The following is a 15,453-nucleotide window of genomic DNA, read 5'->3' on the forward strand; positions in this document are numbered from 1 at the left end:
CGGTAGCTCAGTCGATACATTCAGTGACTGAAACACCGCCATCGGGGGCAAGCCCCCTCCCACATTGGGTTTTATTGCCCTGAAAAGCCTATTCCAGAGCCTTTTACTGGGGAATTCAAGCGGCGAATAAAGTGTGACCAAATATTGTAGGACAGTCATGTTTATGACCGTAGGGCCCCCTTTTGGCTCTAGGCGGCCCTTGGCAAAGCTGCTACTCTCGGCGCGCTTTGTGACGTCTAGGCCTGCTTGAAAGCGCCAGATTCACCTTAAAAAAACATACACCAATAATAATCGCATCAAATGCGATGATGAATTCGCGTCGCTGACGTCGCTGAGGAGTGGGCTTCCATGAATGAAGACTTTTGGAAGGATAAGTACCCCGCCGGGATTGCTGCACAAATCAATCCAGACGAGTATCCGAATATTCAGGCGGTACTGAAACAGTCCTGCCAGCGCTTCGCCAACAAGCCGGCTTTCAGCAACCTGGGCAAGACAATCACCTACGGTGAATTGTACGAATTGTCCGGCGCCTTCGCCGCTTACCTGCAACAGCACACCGACTTGAAGCCAGGCGATCGGATCGCCGTGCAACTGCCCAACGTCCTGCAATACCCGGTCGCCGTGTTCGGTGCCATCCGTGCCGGCCTGATCGTGGTCAACACCAACCCGCTGTACACCGCGCGGGAAATGGAACATCAATTCAATGATTCCGGGGCCAAGGCCCTGGTCTGCCTGGCGAACATGGCGCACCTGGCTGAAAAAGTCGTGCCCAAGACCGCCGTCAAGCATGTGATCGTCACCGAAGTGGCCGACCTGCTGCCGCCGCTCAAGCGCCTGCTGATCAACAGCGTCATCAAGTACGTGAAGAAGATGGTCCCGGCCTACCAATTGCCGAATGCCATCAAGTTCAACGACGTGCTGGCCAAGGGTCACGGCCAACCGGTCAACGACGCCAGCCCCGCCAGCGGCGATGTGGCCGTGCTGCAATACACCGGTGGCACCACCGGCGTGGCCAAGGGCGCGATGCTCACCCACCGCAACCTCGTCGCCAACATGCTGCAGTGCAAGGCGCTGATGGGCTCCAACCTCAATGAAGGCTGCGAGATCCTGATCACCCCGCTGCCGCTGTACCACATCTATGCGTTTACCTTTCATTGCATGGCGATGATGCTGATCGGCAACCACAACATCCTGATCAGCAACCCGCGCGACCTGCCGGCGATGGTCAAGGAACTGTCGAAGTGGAAGTTCAGCGGCTTTGTCGGCCTGAACACCCTGTTCGTGGCACTGTGCAACAACGAAGCCTTCCGCAAGCTGGACTTTTCTGCGCTGAAAGTCACCCTGTCGGGCGGCATGGCCCTGCAACTGGCGGCCGCCGAGCGCTGGAAGGCCGTGACCGGTTGTGGCATCTGCGAAGGTTACGGCATGACCGAAACCAGCCCGGTGGCCACGGTCAACCCGATCCAGCATATCCAGATCGGCACCATCGGCATTCCGGTGCCGTCCACGGTGTGTAAAGTCATCGCCGACGACGGCACCGAGCTGCCACTGGGTGAAACCGGCGAGCTGTGCGTCAAGGGCCCGCAGGTGATGAAGGGCTACTGGCAGCGCGAAGACGCCACCGCCGAGATGCTCGACAGCGAAGGCTGGCTGAAGACCGGTGACATCGCGATCATCCAGCCCGACGGCTACATGCGCATTGTCGACCGCAAGAAGGACATGATCCTGGTCTCCGGCTTCAACGTGTACCCCAACGAGCTGGAAGACGTACTGGCAGGCCTGCCGGGCGTGCTGCAATGCGCGGCCATCGGTGTGCCGGATGAGAAATCCGGGGAACACATCAAGCTGTTTATCGTGGTCAAGCCAGGCGCCACCCTTACCAAGGAACAGGTGATGGAACACATGCGCGCCAACGTCACTGGCTACAAAGTGCCGAAAGCCGTGGAGTTCCGCGATGCGTTGCCGACCACCAACGTGGGCAAGATCCTGCGCCGTGAGTTGCGCGATGAAGAACTGAAGAAACAGGGCCTGAAAAAGTAACCCATAAAAAACCCCGCCAATGCGGGGTTTTTTTATGGCCTGGATTGAATACGGCCAATGTGGGAACGGGCTTGCTCGCGAATGCGGTGTGTCAGTTACAGATGTGCAAACTGATCCGGCGCCTTCGCGAGCAAGCCCGCTCCCACAGGTTTAACCGGGTTCCTACAGGGCGAACTGCGCGAAGCTGACGCCCGCGCCGGCCGGGCGCACGTCTTTCAAGAACGAATCCTTGTCCGCGCTCAGCTCCAGGGTGATCTCCGGCTTGCGCTTGTTTGCATTGCGCACCACCAGGCCTTCGAGTTTTTCACGCAGGAACACCGTCGGCACTTTCAAGTGCAGCAACTGGTCGGTCTCGGCGTTGTGCATCAACAGGTGAATCCACTCGTACTGGCCCACGCCAATGCGCACCACCGGCAGGTCGAACCACCAGATGTTGCGTCGGGTGTCCAGGTCAGTGAAATGGCAGTTGTTGACACCGAGAACGGCGCCGCCCAGTTCCTGGTTTCTGCGGGCGATGGCCTGTGCTTTATTGAGTTTCATAACCTTCCTACGGATCTGTTATTCAGCGTTATAGCCTGAATGTGCCGGGCATTCTCGTGGGTTGGCTGCAAAACATAAAGCCAAACCTGCGGCGGGCGATGAAATGCCGGGCAAAAAATAATTGAAACTCTGCCGAATGGCCTCAGGTCAATCTTTAGGTAATGACCAAAACCCTTGATTGTTCTTTCGGAGAAATACCATGAGCAGCACATCGGATAAGGCAAAAGGCGTAGCAAACGAAGCGGTCGGCAACATCAAGCAAGGCGTCGGCAAAGTCACCGGCAACGACAAGCTGCGTGCTGAAGGTGTGGTTCAAGAGAAGAAAGGCGAAGTGCAGAAAGCGGTCGGCGATACCAAAGATGCGGTAAAGAAAGCCACCAAGTAAGCCTGAATCGCTGGCTGGTCTCACGCAGCCCGACGGCCATCCACGGATGGCCGTTTTTGTGTCACACACTGTGATTAAAGTTTCGAAATTGTTTCAGGGTCGCCAAATAGGCTACCTTGATGTAGAAAACGGCCCCTGAGTCGCCCACTAACTCAACCTTTTGCGGCGAAAGGAGACGCTATGATTTTTCCGGTACTGCAAGGCCTCAAGCTCCACAAAGTGCTGGTGCGCACCGTCAAGGAATTCGTCGATGACGAGATGCCCACCTATGCGTCGGCACTGGCCTACCAGATGCTGTTTTCGCTGTTCCCCTTTCTGCTGTTCCTTATCGCCCTGATCGGCTTCCTGCACCTGCCGGACTTTTTCAGCTGGCTGCGCATGCAGTCGGAACTGGTGTTGCCGCCCCAGGCGCTGGAGCAGGTCAACCCGGTGATCGACCAATTACAGCAGTCCAAGGGTGGCCTACTCTCGGTCGGTATCGTGATTGCCCTGTGGACCGCCTCGGCCGGCGTGCGTCTGATGATGAGCGCGATGAACGCCGCCTACGACGTCGTGGAAGGCCGGCCGATCTGGAAACGCTTCCCGCTGTCGGTGTTCTACACCATCGGCATTGCCGGCATGCTGCTGGCCGCGGCCGCACTGATGGTGCTGGGCCCGCAGGTGATGGAATGGCTGGCCGGGCAGATCGGCATGCAGGAATTTGTGGTCACCCTGTGGACCATCCTGCGTTGGCCATTGATCGTGATTTTGCTGATGTTCGCCGTGGCCCTCATGTATTACGTGATGCCGGACGTCGAGCAGAAATTCCGCTTTATCACCCCAGGCTCCGTGCTGGCGGTGGTGGTATGGATCGTGGCTTCGCTGGGCTTTGGCTACTACGTCAAGACCTTCGCTGACTACAACGCCATGTATGGCAGCATCGGTGCGATCATCGTGCTGCTTCTGTACTTCTATATTTCCGCCGCGGTGCTGTTGCTGGGCGCGGAGATGAATGCCGTGATCGAACACATGTCGGCCGAGGGCAAGGACCCCGGCGAAAAGGAGTTTGAGGAGCCGGGCCACACCGATGAAAAACAACATGTCTCAGGCCTCGGCCGGGACCACTCCAAACCCACTCCCACTACTGATGAAGTCTGATCAATGATCCGTGAAATCCTGAAAATGGGCGACGATCGCCTGCTGCGCATCGCGGCACCGGTGCCGCCGGAAATGTTCGACAGCCCCGAGCTGTGGCAATTGATCGATGACATGTTCCAGACCATGGAACACGTGGGCGGCGTCGGCCTGGCCGCGCCGCAGATTGGCGTCGACCTGCAGTTGGTGATCTTTGGTTTCGAGGTCAGTGAGCGCTATCCGGACGCGCCGCCCGTGGCGCAGACCATCCTGATCAACCCGCTGATCACCCCGCTCAGCCCGGTGCTGGAAGAGGGTTACGAAGGTTGCCTGTCGGTGCCCGGCCTGCGTGGCGCGGTGGACCGTTACCAGCAGATCCGCTACGAAGGCTTCGACCCCAAGGGCGAGCCGATCGTACGTTTTGCCGATGGCTTCCATGCGCGGGTGGTGCAGCATGAGTGCGATCACTTGATCGGTCGGCTGTACCCATCGCGGATTACCGACTTCAGCAAGTTCGGGTTTATCGAAGTGATGTTCCCGGAGCTGGCCCCGACCGTTGACGAGTAACCCTCGGACACACTGAGGTCAAGAATGTGGGAGGGGGCAAGCCCCCTCCCACATTTGAAAGCATTTCAGGCGGATTTATTTTTCGGGTTTCACAAACCGCAACGTCATCCGGTCCGACTCGCCAATGGCCACATACTTGGCCTTGTCCTGCTCCCCCAGCTTCAACGTCGGCGGCAACGTCCACACGCCAGCCGGATAGTCCTTGGTGTCCTTGGGGTTGGCATTCACCTCACTCTGCCCCGCCAGTTTGAACCCGGCATCGGTTGCCAGTTTCACCACTTGCGCGGTAGTCAGGTAACCGCTGTCCTTGATCGCTTCCAGGTCTGCTCCATCCTTGGCCCGGTGATCTTCCACGCCCAGCACGCCACCCGGTTTCAACACCGTGTAGAACGCACTGAACGTGGCGTTTGCGGTATCGGCCGCCACCCAGTTATGCACATTGCGAAAGGTCAGCACGGCGTCGGCGGAAGTAGGTTTGCCGAACACCGGCGCCTTGGGGTCGAACTCGACCACTTCGGCCTTGGCATAACGCGCAGGGTCGGCGGCGAATTTGTGTTTCAGGTTCTCTTCGGAGGAGCGCGCGTAGGCGCTGCTGCTCGCGGCCTGCACGGCGGCGATGTACTGCCCGTGATCCTTGAGCAATGGCGCGAGCAGTTCGCTGTACCAGCCGCCGCCGGGGGTGATTTCGATTACCGTCTGTTTGGCCCCCAGGCCAAAGAATTCCAGGGTCTGCTGCGGGTGGCGATAACCGTCGCGCGCGCTGTTGGCCGGGTCGCGCCAACTGCCGGCGAGCACGCTGGCGTACTGCTTGGCGCTGATCGGCGCATCGGCGGCCTGGCTGAAGGTGGGGACGAGGAGGGCGGTGAGGGACAGCGCTGCAAGCGTAGTTTTCATGATCATCCTGTAAGGGGCCACTGTGCCGACGAGGCTAGCATGGGCGCTCTACCCGCCGATCACACATTATCTGCGGTGGACCTCACCAAAGGTTCTAAGCCCATGGCGATCATCGGCTTGTTGCGTTTATAGCGCACCAGCCGCTCGCTCAGAGATTGCGGCAGCACGGTGTCCTGGCTGAACCCCATGCGTTGATACACGCCTTCCAGGTCCGGGTGGCACAGCAGCCAGACAGTGCCTTCCACCTCGGCAACGGCCTCAAGAATCAAGCGCGCCGCCAACCCTTGGCTGCGATAGGCCGGGGCCACGAACACGCCGGTCAACCATTGCCCGCCGACCACGGTGGACAGGCACAGGCCGGCCACGATCTCGCTGTCGCGGGCCACCCATAAACGCCCGCCCTTGAGCGCCTTCATCGACGAATGGTGGCTGCGGTAAAACTTGTTCAGCAGCGGCCACAGCGGCTCTGCCAGCGGTTCGAGGTGCAATTCGGGCATAGTGTCCGGGCAACATAATCTGGGGCCGGGGATTATAAGCGCCTTCTGTGCGGCAATAGGTGGTATACCCAGTGCTACATCCCCTTCAGTTGAGCATGCATCATGGCCAAAGGTATGGATTCAAAGAAAGCCGCGAAGAAGAAACCGGCAAAGACCGCCGATGAAAAACGCGCCGACAAGAAAACCAAGAAGGCCGAGACAGGCCTGTTCGGGCACTGATTCCACCGCTGCAACGCACCGATCTGCCGAACGTCCCCGCATCACTGCCCGGAGCACGAGACCTATGCTCTGGGCTGCCGACACCCTTCCTCTGCTGAAAATGCTGGCTGACTAGTGGCCTTGCATAGCGCCAAGCCGTGTCTATGCTCACCCAGAACCGTTGATGACGCTTGGCATATCAAGCGTTTCGAATGGTTATTTTCCCAGAAAGGTTTGCCAGTACTGCCTAACCAATGAATGGAATGCGCCTCTAGAGGCGTCGGTAATCAAGGGTGATCTGACCATGTTCAACCTCCATCACAAGTCTGACCTGCTTGAAATCCAGCGTTTTTCCTGTGCCCTTACCGAATCCAACGCCAAACTCGCTGCCATCAGCCGCTCCATGGCCATGATCGAATTCGACCGTGATGGCGTGATCCTTGATGCCAACGACAACTTCTGCAAAGCCATGGGCTACAGCGCCGAGGAAATCCGCGGTAAACACCACCGCATCTTCTGCGACGAGGCCTACACCCAGACTGACGCCTACGCCAAGCTGTGGCGCGACCTGGCGCGGGGCGAGGCCCTGAGCGGCACGTTCATGCGCCTGAACAAGCACGGCCAGGAGGTGTGGCTTGAAGCCAGCTACATGCCGGTGCTGGACAGCGATGACCATGTACAGAGCGTGATCAAAGTGGCGTCGGATATTTCCGCGCGGGTTCACCACGAACATGAAAACCAGAGCCTGATCGATGCCATCAGCCGTTCCATGGCGGTCATCGAGTTCACGCCCCAGGGCCAGATCCTGAATGCCAACGAGAATTTCCTGAAGACGGTGCAGTATTCCCTGGATGAAATTGTCGGTCAGCACCACAGCCTGTTCTGCCATCGCAGCGAGGTCGAGTCGCCGGCCTACAAGGCGTTCTGGGCTTCCCTAAACCGTGGCGAATACCACTCGCACCGCTTCGAACGCAAAAACAAATACGGCAAGACGCTGTTTCTGGAGGCGTCCTACAACCCGATCTTTGATGCCAGCGGGCGGCTGTACAAAGTGGTGAAGTTCGCCAGTGACATCACCGACCAGGTCACCACCTTGCGCACCGCCGCCGACTCGGCCCACGCCACCTCAGTACAAAACGACGCCTGCGCGCGCAAGGGCTCGGAGGTGGTGCAGCAAACCGTGCAGATCATCGAGGAAATTTCCCAGAACCTGAACCAGGCCGCGCAGAGCATCGACGCGGTGAGCAAACAGTCGGACATCATCGGAGCCATCGTGCAGACCATCCGCAGCATCGCCGAACAGACCAATATGCTCGCGCTCAATGCGGCCATCGAAGCGGCACGGGCCGGGGAACACGGACGCGGGTTTGCGGTGGTGGCCGATGAAGTGCGCAGCCTCGCGGCGCGGACCAGCCAGGCGACCGTGGAGATTGTGGAAGTGGTGCGCAAGAACCACGACCTGTCGCTGAGCGCGGTGTCGAGCATGCAATCGAGCCTCAGCCGCACAGGGCTGGGCGTGGAGTTGGCGAACGAAGCGGGGCAGGTGATCCTGGAAATTCAGGAGGGGTCACGGCACGTGGTGGATGCGATCGGACAGTTCAACTCGACGTTGCAATTGCAGTAACTGATCTGATAAACACTGAAATTCAATGTGGGAGGGAGCAAACCCCCCACCCACATTTACCGCCATCATGGCTCAGATCGCCGCCAGGGTCTCCTTCACAGCCTGCGCCTGCGGGTCAGCGGTTTTCGCCGCGACCTGCTGCTCTTGCTGCTGCTTCAAGCGATCGGCCACTTGCTTGGAAATTGCGTCCTGTTTTTCCTGGGACATGTTCTGTACATCCGCCTCAGTCAAACCCTGCTCCTTGAGCAATTGCTCGCGAATGCGTTCGGCCGGGGTTTTGCTCATGTAGTCGGTGAATTCCGAACGCGCGCTGGAGGTGCTGCTGGTGGCCGGCACGTCGGTGGTCGAGGTTTGCAATTGCACGCGGGTCTTGGCGAAGGCTTCGTCGATACGGTCGGCGGCCTTGTCGAGTTCCTTTTGCGCGGCCGGCACGGTCACGCTTTGCTGCGCCACTTGCACGGCACCGCTGTACAGCGCGCTGGCGGCGGCGTTGGCGGGGTCCATGTCGGGGCGCTTGAGCTGTTGAATGGTCGACACGGCTTGGGTGTTGTTGTTAACCAGCATGATCGGTCACCTGGGAAATAGTCGGTGCCACAGCTGGAGCAAATAGCGTGCCGGGGGCGAGCGCCCGGTTTTACTGGGGCTGGCGGGGCCGACGCGGCAAAGGGTGTCCTGCCGGCGGCCAACCGTTGCCGTCAGTGGGCGATATTTTCCAGCGCCAGGTTACGTGTGCGCGGCCCGAACCAACTGATGGTGATCATCACGATCAACATGCTGCTGGCAATAAACGCCAACACGCCCGGAGTGCCCAGGTGTTCGAGGATAAAACCGATCAAGAGGCTGCTGAACACCGTGGACAAGCGGCTGAACGAATAGCAGAACCCCACCGCCCGCGCGCGGATGTTGGTCGGGAACAGTTCGCTCTGGTAGGAGTGATAACTGAAGCTCAGCCAGGCGTTGCAAAAGGTGATCATCACCCCGCAGATCACCAGGCCCACCGCGGTGGTTTGCAGGGCGAACAGGCTGCCGAAGATCATTGCGCCCATCGCCGAGCCGACGATCTGCCATTTGTTTTCGAAGCGGTTGGCGACCTTTACAAACAGCAACGGCCCCAGCGGGTAGGCGAGGGTGATGATAAAGGCGTAGAGCAAACTGTGGGTCACACTCACGCCCTGGCCCGACAGCAGCGCCGGCAGCCAGTTGCCGAAACCGAAAAAGCCGATGGCCTGGAACACATGGAACACAATCAGCATCAATGCGCGGCGCCGGTACGGCGGTTGCCAGATATCGGCAAAACGGCCGTTGCCTTGCACGCTGACGGCCTCGGGTTCCGGTTCATCCAGCGGTTTGCCGTGGTCCTTCTGGCAGCGAGCCTCCAGGCCGTCCATGATCTGTCCGGCCTCGTCGAAGCGGCCTTTTTGCGCGAGCCAGCGTGGTGATTCCGGCAGGCGTTTACGCAGCTGCCAGATAAACAACGCAAACACCGCACTGCTGAGCACCACCCAGCGCCAGCCCGAAACCCCGAACGGCGCCTGGGGCACCAGCCACCACGACATCAAGGCCACCGCCGGCACCGACAGGAACTGGATGAAAAACGCAAAGGCAAACGCCGAGCTGCGCATGCGCTTGGGCACCAGTTCCGAGAGGTACGCGTCGATGGTCACCAGCTCGATCCCCAGGCCAATGCCCACCAGGAAGCGCATGCAGATGATGCCCAGCGCGGACGTCTGAATGCCCATCAACACCGTCGCCACCGTGTACCAGATCAGCGCAAAGGTGAAGATCGCCCGGCGCCCGAAGCGGTCGGCGATGGGGCTGAGCAGGCTGGCGCCGAGGAACAGGCCGAGGAAGGTTGCCGAGGCAAACGCCGCCTGGTCCGAGAAGCCGAACACGCCCTCGCTGCCGGTGTGGAAGATCCCGTCGCTGATCAGGCCGGGGCTGATGTAGGCGGTCTGGAACAGATCATACAGCTCGAAAAAGCCGCCAATCGACAGCAGCGCCACCAGGCGCCAGATAGTGGCGACGGCAGGCAGGCGGTCAATGCGCGCGCTGATGTGGGCGGCACGGACCGGGTCGATGCCGTCGGTAGCAGAGAGTGCAGGCATGGCGCAAAAAACTCAGTCAGTAATCGGAATCTCGAATGTCTGGAACGCATCGTCCACGGGATGGTAACCCAGCACGCGCGTGGTTTCGCTCAAGTCCAGGCGCTTGAAGCGGTTATTTGAAATGCCATGGGCGATCAGGTGCTTGACGCCCTCGGCCTCTATCGAGCGTTGCAGCAAGTGCACTGCGTCGCGCGGGCTGAGCCAGGCGCTGAGGTCGCGGGCGTTGTTGAGGTCATGGGTTTCAGGGAATTCGAACGCGCCGATGCGCAGGGCAATGGTCGACAGCGGGGTGTTCGCCGCGTAATAGCCGCACAGCGCTTCGCCGTAGCATTTGCTCACGCCATACAGGTTGGCGGGCAGCACCGCCATGCCGGGGGTGATCTGGCGGTCCACCGGGTAGCCTTCGATGGTTTGCGCGCTGCTGGCGAACACCAGGCGTTTGACCCCGGCGGCCACCGCGGCTTCGAACAGGTAAGTGGTGGCGAGGATATTGTTGGGCAGCAATTCGTCGAACGCGGCGCTGGCGTGGGGGATGCCCGAGAGGTGCACGATCACGTCGATGCCTTCGAGCAGCGCGGGCAAGGTCGATTTGTCGCTGAGGTCGGCGCTGATGAACCGGTGCTCGCCGACGACGAAGTCCGGCGCGACCCGGTCGGTGAGGGTGAAGCGATAGCGGTCTTTCGAGGCCTCGAAAAACGTCTTGCCGATTCTGCCGCAGGCGCCGGTGAGCAGTAGGTTGAGTCCTTTCACGGTGTAGTCCTTGTTTTTAGTTATGGCCGTCGAGGGCGAACGTCTTGAAGCCTTGGTGCTGGCTGAGGCGTTGGTAGTAAGCCTCGATGGCGGGGTGGGGTGGACGCTCCATCGGCGTGATTTTCCAGCGATGCACCGAAAGCCCGATGAGGATATCGGCGAGGGTGAACTCATCCCCGGCGACATAGGCGCCGGTGTGGGCCAGCTGTTGTTCCAGCAGGCCCATCTTGTCGTTCCATCGCCGCACGGCGGCGGCGATCTGCGCTGCGTCGAGGCCATCCGGGTTGTTGCGCACCAGGGCGGTGAAGGCATCGCCCCAGGCGCGGTTCAATTCGATGGCCTGCCAGTCCACCCATTGCTCGACCCGCGCCCGCGGTGCGGGCTCGAGGGGCAGCAGGTCATGGCGTTGATAGAGGTTCACCAGGTAGCGGCAGATGGTGTTGGACTCCCACAGCACGCCATGGTCATCAATCAGCACGGGCACTTGGGCGTTGGGGTTCAGCGCAAGGAATTCGGGGGACTGGGTGGGCTTGAAGCCGATGCCCCAGTCTTCGCGCACGTACTCGATGCCCAGTTCCTGGCAGGTCCAGAGCACTTTTCGCACGTTGATTGAAGACGTGCGGCCCAAGATTTTCAGTGAGTGTCCCATGGTGCTTCCCTGGCAGTGGAGAGCAGCCAATCTAGCAGGGGTGAGGCGGGCGCGGTTGAAAAATGTGGGAGCGGGCTTGCTCGCGAATGCGGTGGATCAGTGGCCTTATACAGTGGCTGACACTGCGCATTCGCGAGCAAGCCTGCCTGTTTAACCGAGTAAGGCTTTAGGCTCGCGGTGTTTGCAGGTCCATGGCTTTGCCTATCATCAGGACTGATAACTCGCTCAGTTGATGAATGGCGAGGGCCACGTCGCGGTGTTTACCGGTAAGGTCGTCGGATAGGTCGAGCAACAAGGTGCTGACGGAGCAGACGGTTTCGTAGCTGTTGATCAGCAGGGATTCGGTGGGAGTATCGGGTATGACGGTGAAGAGCGTATTCGGGGGATTGACGCTTTGCATGGTTCAAGTACCTGGATTGTGCCAACACTCTTATTGCTACTAAACAAATTGGGTGGCAGCTGTACGCAGGTTAGTAGACCGGCAATCCCACACAAACCCGGCGCGCCCGAAGGCGCCCTACGCACAGCCGCCATGACTGACTTGTGCATATTGTGTGGGGAAGTTCAGGCTACTAAACCTGATCACCGAGAAATTCAGCGACCGGCAAACCTTAAAGACCACCACCCAAGCGCACAAGCCGGCGGATTCTGACGTAAGCGTAGGCAGCCGGGCAAGGCGCTTACTGCAATGTCAGCCGTGTCCTACAGGCGTCCCACACCACTCAGATCCTTCCCACGCTCTGCGTGCGAAGGATCATTCGCTCAAGTGCTCTCGCGCACCTGCAACTCAAACCCCATGTCCACCACCGGCTTGGCGACCTTGTTGCCGGCCATGATGGTCAACAAATGCTCCGCCGACCGCCGCCCAATCGCTTCACGCGGCGTACTGATGCTGCTCAAGCGCGGCACCATGAAGGACGACGCCGGCAGGTCGTTGAAGCCCAGCACCGCCACGCGCTCCGGCACCTTGATGCCGTGGCGCAGGGCTTCGAGCAGGGCGCCATGGGCCAGGTCGTCGTTGCCGAAGAAGATCGCATCCACCTCCGGGTGGGCCGCGAGCAATTGCAGAAACAGCTCGCCACCCAGGCCCACGGAGGAGGGGCGCGGGGTCAGCAGTTCCAGGGCCGGGTCGTACATGCCTGCGTTTTGCAGCGCGCGGCGGAAACCTTCGCCGCGCAGCAAGGTGCGTTGGTCCAACTGTGCGCCGATGTACGCCAGGCGCTTGCGCCCACGCGAGAGCAGATGCGCCGCCGCCGTTTCACCCGCCGCCAGTTGTGAGAACCCCACGCAGTTCACGCCGGCGTTGGGGTCCAGGTCCATCATGTACACGCACGGCACATGGCTGGCCTCGACCATCCGTCGCGCGCTTTCGGTGCGATCAAACCCGGTCAGCAGCAAGCCGCGTGGCTGGTAGGCCATGTAGTTGCGCAGCAGGTTTTCTTCTTCGTCGCGCGAGTAATGCGAGTTGCCGATCAGCACTTCGAAGCCCTTGGGCCGCAGCACTTGGTGGATGGCTTCGAGGGTTTCGATAAACAGCAGGTTGGACAGCGACGGCACGATGACCACCACCGAATGGCTCTGCGCCGAGGCCAGGGCGCGGGCGGCGGGGTTGACCACGTAGCTGAGTTCGGCGGCGGCCTGGCGGACTTTTTCCACCAGCTCCGTGGCCACGGTACTGACGCCACGCAAGGCGCGCGAGGCGGTGATTGGGCTGACGCCAGCCAGGCGGGCAACTTCGTTAAGGGTAGGGCGGCCCGTCGTGCGGGTATTTTTATCGTTCTTGGAGGTCATCAGGCGGCTTGCCAAACAAAAATCGAGGCACTAAGGTAGCGCTGTCTCCAAGTAGCTGCAAATTCTTGAACTTAGGGTTGCCTGATCCGGTTCAAACGATTGGAGAGGATGCACGCGTCACTCCATAAAAAAAGACAAGACGGCGCGGGAAAAGCCTGTTTTTGCACTAGCCTTAAGGCGTGCAAAGGTAGCGCTATCTGCGTCCTGAGGTGTTTCATGAGTCAACCTGTTACCGCCCTGGTCATCATGGGTGTTTCCGGCTGTGGCAAGTCCAGCGTCAGCGAGGCCCTGTGCCGCCTGAACGGTGCCACCGCCATTGAAGGCGACAGCTTTCACCCCGCCGCGAACATCGAAAAGATGAGCGCCGGCCACCCCCTCAACGACGACGACCGCGCCGGCTGGCTCGATATCCTCTGCGATGAGCTGCGCCGCTCGCTCAAAGCCGGCGAGCACCCGGTACTGACCTGTTCAGCCCTGAAGAAAAAATACCGCGACCACTTGCGCGAAGCCGCGCCGGGCCTGGGTTTTGTGTTCCTCGAACTGACCCGTGCCGTGGCCGCCGACCGCGTGTCCCATCGCCCCGGCCATTTCATGCCGGCCAGCCTGATCGACAGCCAGTTCGCCACCCTTGAATCGCCCGTGGGCGAGCCGCTGACCCTGGCGCTCAATGCCAGCGAAGACAGCGTCGAGGACCTGGCCGAGCAGACCCATGCCTGGTGGCTGCAACACGGCTTTGAACCTACTCATTAATTTTTTGCCGGAAAAGATAGCGCTATCCCCGGCAGGAAATTCAACACCCGCTTTAATAACAACAACAAACAGGAGAGACCCCCCATGTTTGGCATGTCCCACGAGTCCTACCTGCTGCTAGATGCAGTGGTCACTATCATCGGGTTGATCGTACTGATCACCCAGTTCAAGGTGCACCCGTTCATTGCCCTGATCATCGCGGCCGGTTTCCTCGGCCTGACCTCGGGCATGCCCGTGGACAAGATCATCAAGGCGTTCCAGGACGGTTTTGGCGGCGTGCTCGGCTTTGTCGGCATCATCCTCGCGCTGGGCACCATGCTCGGCAAGATGATGGCCGAATCCGGCGGCGCCGATCAGATCGCGCAGACGCTGATCCGCGCCTTCGGCAAGGAAAAGGTCCAGTGGGCGATGATGTTCGCCGCGTTCCTGGTGGGCATCCCGCTGTTCTTCGAGATCGGCTTTGTGCTGCTGATTCCGCTGGTGTTTATCGTCGCGCGCCGCACCGGCGTGTCGCTGATCAAGATCGGCATCCCGCTGCTCGCCGGCCTCTCGGCGGTGCACGGCCTGGTGCCGCCGCACCCGGGCCCGCTGCTGGCCATCGGCGTGTTTGGTGCTGACATCGGCAAGACCATCCTGTACGGCCTGATCGTCGCACTGCCGACTGCCATCATCGCCGGCCCGGTCTTCGGTACGTTTATCGCCAAGTACATTCCGGGCAACCCGTCCCAGGAACTGGTCGACCAACTGGCCCGCGAGCCGGAGTCGAAAACCCTGCCGAGCTTCAGCATCACCCTGATCACCGTGCTGCTGCCGGTGTTCCTGATGCTGCTCAAAACCTTCGCTGACGTCGCGCTGCCGGACGGCCACACCCTGCGCAACTGGATGGACATGATCGGTCACCCGATCACTGCGCTGCTGCTGGCGTTGCTGCTGTCGCTGTACACCTTTGGCCATCGCCAGGGCATCCACTCCAAGCAGATCCTCAAGCTGCTCGACGCCAGCCTGGCGCCGACCGCGGCGATCATCCTGATCATTGGCGCCGGTGGTGGCTTCAAGCAGATGCTGGTGACCAGCGGCGTGGGTGATGTGATCGGGCATATGGCGGTGAACGCGCAGATCAACCCGATCCTGCTGGCCTGGCTGGTGGCGGCGGTGATTCGTGTGGCCACCGGTTCGGCCACAGTGGCGACCATTACCGGCGCGGGCATTGTGGTGCCGGTGGTGGGGATGATTCCGGGCGTGAACCGTGAGCTGCTGGTGTTGGCAACCGGGGCGGGCTCGTTGGTGCTGTCTCACGTCAACGATGCCGGGTTCTGGCTGGTGAAGCAGTACTTCAACATGACCGTGGCCGAGACGTTCAAGACCTGGACGGCGATGGAAACCATCCTGTCGGTGGTGGCGCTGGGCTTTATCATGTTGCTGTCGTTGGTGGTCTGACCGACGCCCGCTGACGCTGGGTGAACACCCAATCCAAATGTGGGAGCGGGCTTGCTCGCGAATACGGAGTATCAGTCAATGTATTTGGCGACTGATCCACCGCGTTCGCGAGC

Annotated in this window: 15 protein-coding genes and 2 pseudogenes; 8 read left to right on the forward strand and 9 right to left on the reverse strand. The window is 60.3% G+C overall.

Going from position 1 to position 15,453, the window contains the following annotated elements; genetic code table 11:
- The first annotated feature begins 348 nt into the window (after positions 1-348).
- Positions 349-2,040, forward strand: coding sequence for a long-chain-fatty-acid--CoA ligase FadD1 (gene fadD1 / locus WBR57_RS27550; RefSeq protein WP_424088380.1), 1,692 nt, complete (start codon positions 349-351; stop codon positions 2,038-2,040).
- Positions 2,041-2,202: 162 nt separating this feature from the next.
- Here the strand turns inward: fadD1 and WBR57_RS27555 are convergent, their stop codons facing one another.
- Positions 2,203-2,580, reverse strand: coding sequence for a hypothetical protein (locus WBR57_RS27555; RefSeq protein ID WP_424088382.1), 378 nt, complete (start codon positions 2,578-2,580; stop codon positions 2,203-2,205).
- 199 nt (positions 2,581-2,779) lie between these two features.
- Here WBR57_RS27555 and WBR57_RS27560 point away from each other — a divergent pair, with 199 nt between their 5' ends.
- The 3 genes from WBR57_RS27560 (at position 2,780) to def (ending at position 4,645) form a co-directional block, all read left to right on the forward strand.
- On the forward strand, positions 2,780-2,965 hold the full coding sequence (locus WBR57_RS27560) for a CsbD family protein (protein ID WP_122541624.1): 186 nt from the start codon (positions 2,780-2,782) through the stop codon (positions 2,963-2,965).
- A gap of 180 nt (positions 2,966-3,145) precedes the next feature.
- A complete protein-coding gene (locus WBR57_RS27565) occupies positions 3,146-4,102 on the forward strand; it encodes a YihY/virulence factor BrkB family protein (RefSeq protein WP_424088384.1) in 957 nt (318 codons plus the stop codon).
- A gap of 3 nt (positions 4,103-4,105) precedes the next feature.
- A complete protein-coding gene (gene def, locus WBR57_RS27570) occupies positions 4,106-4,645 on the forward strand; it encodes a peptide deformylase (protein WP_424088386.1) in 540 nt (179 codons plus the stop codon).
- A gap of 75 nt (positions 4,646-4,720) precedes the next feature.
- Here def and WBR57_RS27575 read toward each other — a convergent pair whose 3' ends face one another.
- Both WBR57_RS27575 and WBR57_RS27580 read right to left on the reverse strand, forming a co-directional pair.
- Complete coding sequence (locus WBR57_RS27575; protein WP_424088388.1) at positions 4,721-5,539, reverse strand: class I SAM-dependent methyltransferase; 819 nt, start codon at positions 5,537-5,539, stop codon at positions 4,721-4,723.
- A 59-nt stretch (positions 5,540-5,598) separates the two neighbouring features.
- Positions 5,599-6,036, reverse strand: a complete 438-nt coding sequence (locus WBR57_RS27580; protein ID WP_424088391.1) for a GNAT family N-acetyltransferase — start codon at positions 6,034-6,036, stop codon at positions 5,599-5,601.
- A 607-nt stretch (positions 6,037-6,643) separates the two neighbouring features.
- Here WBR57_RS27580 and WBR57_RS27585 point away from each other — a divergent pair.
- Together WBR57_RS27585 and WBR57_RS27590 are read left to right on the forward strand one after the other, a co-directional pair.
- Positions 6,644-7,267 (forward strand): annotated as a pseudogene (locus tag WBR57_RS27585) (PAS domain-containing protein); the annotation flags it as partial.
- Between the two features lie 174 nt (positions 7,268-7,441).
- A pseudogene (locus WBR57_RS27590) lies at positions 7,442-7,858 on the forward strand (methyl-accepting chemotaxis protein); the annotation flags it as partial.
- A gap of 72 nt (positions 7,859-7,930) precedes the next feature.
- Here WBR57_RS27590 and WBR57_RS27595 read toward each other — a convergent pair.
- The 6 genes from WBR57_RS27595 to WBR57_RS27620 all read right to left on the reverse strand — a co-directional run bounded on the left by WBR57_RS27595 (position 7,931) and on the right by WBR57_RS27620 (position 13,156).
- Positions 7,931-8,422 carry a hypothetical protein gene (locus WBR57_RS27595; protein ID WP_424088393.1) on the reverse strand — a complete coding sequence of 164 codons (492 nt, stop codon included), beginning with the start codon at positions 8,420-8,422 and terminating at the stop codon, positions 7,931-7,933.
- A gap of 131 nt (positions 8,423-8,553) precedes the next feature.
- On the reverse strand, positions 8,554-9,963 hold the full coding sequence (locus WBR57_RS27600) for an MFS transporter (RefSeq protein ID WP_424088395.1): 1,410 nt from the start codon (positions 9,961-9,963) through the stop codon (positions 8,554-8,556).
- Positions 9,964-9,975: 12 nt separating this feature from the next.
- The gene (locus WBR57_RS27605) at positions 9,976-10,713 is read right to left on the reverse strand and encodes an NAD-dependent epimerase/dehydratase family protein (protein ID WP_424088397.1); all 738 of its coding nucleotides are present in this window, start codon (positions 10,711-10,713) and stop codon (positions 9,976-9,978) included.
- A gap of 16 nt (positions 10,714-10,729) precedes the next feature.
- Entirely contained in the window at positions 10,730-11,362 is a 633-nt protein-coding gene (locus tag WBR57_RS27610) for a glutathione S-transferase family protein (RefSeq protein WP_424088399.1), read from the reverse strand.
- A 166-nt stretch (positions 11,363-11,528) separates the two neighbouring features.
- Positions 11,529-11,762 (reverse strand): DUF6124 family protein, encoded by a 234-nt coding sequence (locus WBR57_RS27615; protein ID WP_424088401.1) that lies wholly within the window; start codon positions 11,760-11,762, stop codon positions 11,529-11,531.
- Between the two features lie 362 nt (positions 11,763-12,124).
- On the reverse strand, positions 12,125-13,156 hold the full coding sequence (locus WBR57_RS27620) for a LacI family DNA-binding transcriptional regulator (protein WP_424088406.1): 1,032 nt from the start codon (positions 13,154-13,156) through the stop codon (positions 12,125-12,127).
- Positions 13,157-13,369: 213 nt separating this feature from the next.
- On the opposite strand from WBR57_RS27620, the gene WBR57_RS27625 reads away from it, so the two are divergent.
- Together WBR57_RS27625 and WBR57_RS27630 are read left to right on the forward strand one after the other, a co-directional pair.
- Positions 13,370-13,903: a gluconokinase gene (locus WBR57_RS27625; RefSeq protein WP_065932241.1), complete on the forward strand. Its 534-nt coding sequence runs from the start codon at positions 13,370-13,372 to the stop codon at positions 13,901-13,903.
- Positions 13,904-13,987: 84 nt separating this feature from the next.
- The gene (locus WBR57_RS27630) at positions 13,988-15,340 is read left to right on the forward strand and encodes a GntP family permease (protein ID WP_424088404.1); all 1,353 of its coding nucleotides are present in this window, start codon (positions 13,988-13,990) and stop codon (positions 15,338-15,340) included.
- The last annotated feature ends 113 nt before the right edge of the window (positions 15,341-15,453 follow it).

Origin of the sequence: Pseudomonas sp., from assembly GCF_049590575.1 — a bacterium.
In the GTDB taxonomy this organism is placed as follows: domain Bacteria; phylum Pseudomonadota; class Gammaproteobacteria; order Pseudomonadales; family Pseudomonadaceae; genus Aquipseudomonas.

What these genes read in the sequence shown, in the direction of transcription:
- fadD1 (WP_424088380.1), top strand. Translation starts at nt 349, where the DNA reads ATGAATGAAGACTTTTGGAAGGATAAGTACCCCGCCGGGATTGCTGCA.
- WBR57_RS27555 (WP_424088382.1), bottom strand. Translation starts at nt 2,580, where the DNA reads ATGAAACTCAATAAAGCACAGGCCATCGCCCGCAGAAACCAGGAACTG.
- WBR57_RS27560 (WP_122541624.1), top strand. Translation starts at nt 2,780, where the DNA reads ATGAGCAGCACATCGGATAAGGCAAAAGGCGTAGCAAACGAAGCGGTC.
- WBR57_RS27565 (WP_424088384.1), top strand. Translation starts at nt 3,146, where the DNA reads ATGATTTTTCCGGTACTGCAAGGCCTCAAGCTCCACAAAGTGCTGGTG.
- def (WP_424088386.1), top strand. Translation starts at nt 4,106, where the DNA reads ATGATCCGTGAAATCCTGAAAATGGGCGACGATCGCCTGCTGCGCATC.
- WBR57_RS27575 (WP_424088388.1), bottom strand. Translation starts at nt 5,539, where the DNA reads ATGAAAACTACGCTTGCAGCGCTGTCCCTCACCGCCCTCCTCGTCCCC.
- WBR57_RS27580 (WP_424088391.1), bottom strand. Translation starts at nt 6,036, where the DNA reads ATGCCCGAATTGCACCTCGAACCGCTGGCAGAGCCGCTGTGGCCGCTG.
- WBR57_RS27595 (WP_424088393.1), bottom strand. Translation starts at nt 8,422, where the DNA reads ATGCTGGTTAACAACAACACCCAAGCCGTGTCGACCATTCAACAGCTC.
- WBR57_RS27600 (WP_424088395.1), bottom strand. Translation starts at nt 9,963, where the DNA reads ATGCCTGCACTCTCTGCTACCGACGGCATCGACCCGGTCCGTGCCGCC.
- WBR57_RS27610 (WP_424088399.1), bottom strand. Translation starts at nt 11,362, where the DNA reads ATGGGACACTCACTGAAAATCTTGGGCCGCACGTCTTCAATCAACGTG.
- WBR57_RS27615 (WP_424088401.1), bottom strand. Translation starts at nt 11,762, where the DNA reads ATGCAAAGCGTCAATCCCCCGAATACGCTCTTCACCGTCATACCCGAT.
- WBR57_RS27625 (WP_065932241.1), top strand. Translation starts at nt 13,370, where the DNA reads ATGAGTCAACCTGTTACCGCCCTGGTCATCATGGGTGTTTCCGGCTGT.
- WBR57_RS27630 (WP_424088404.1), top strand. Translation starts at nt 13,988, where the DNA reads ATGTTTGGCATGTCCCACGAGTCCTACCTGCTGCTAGATGCAGTGGTC.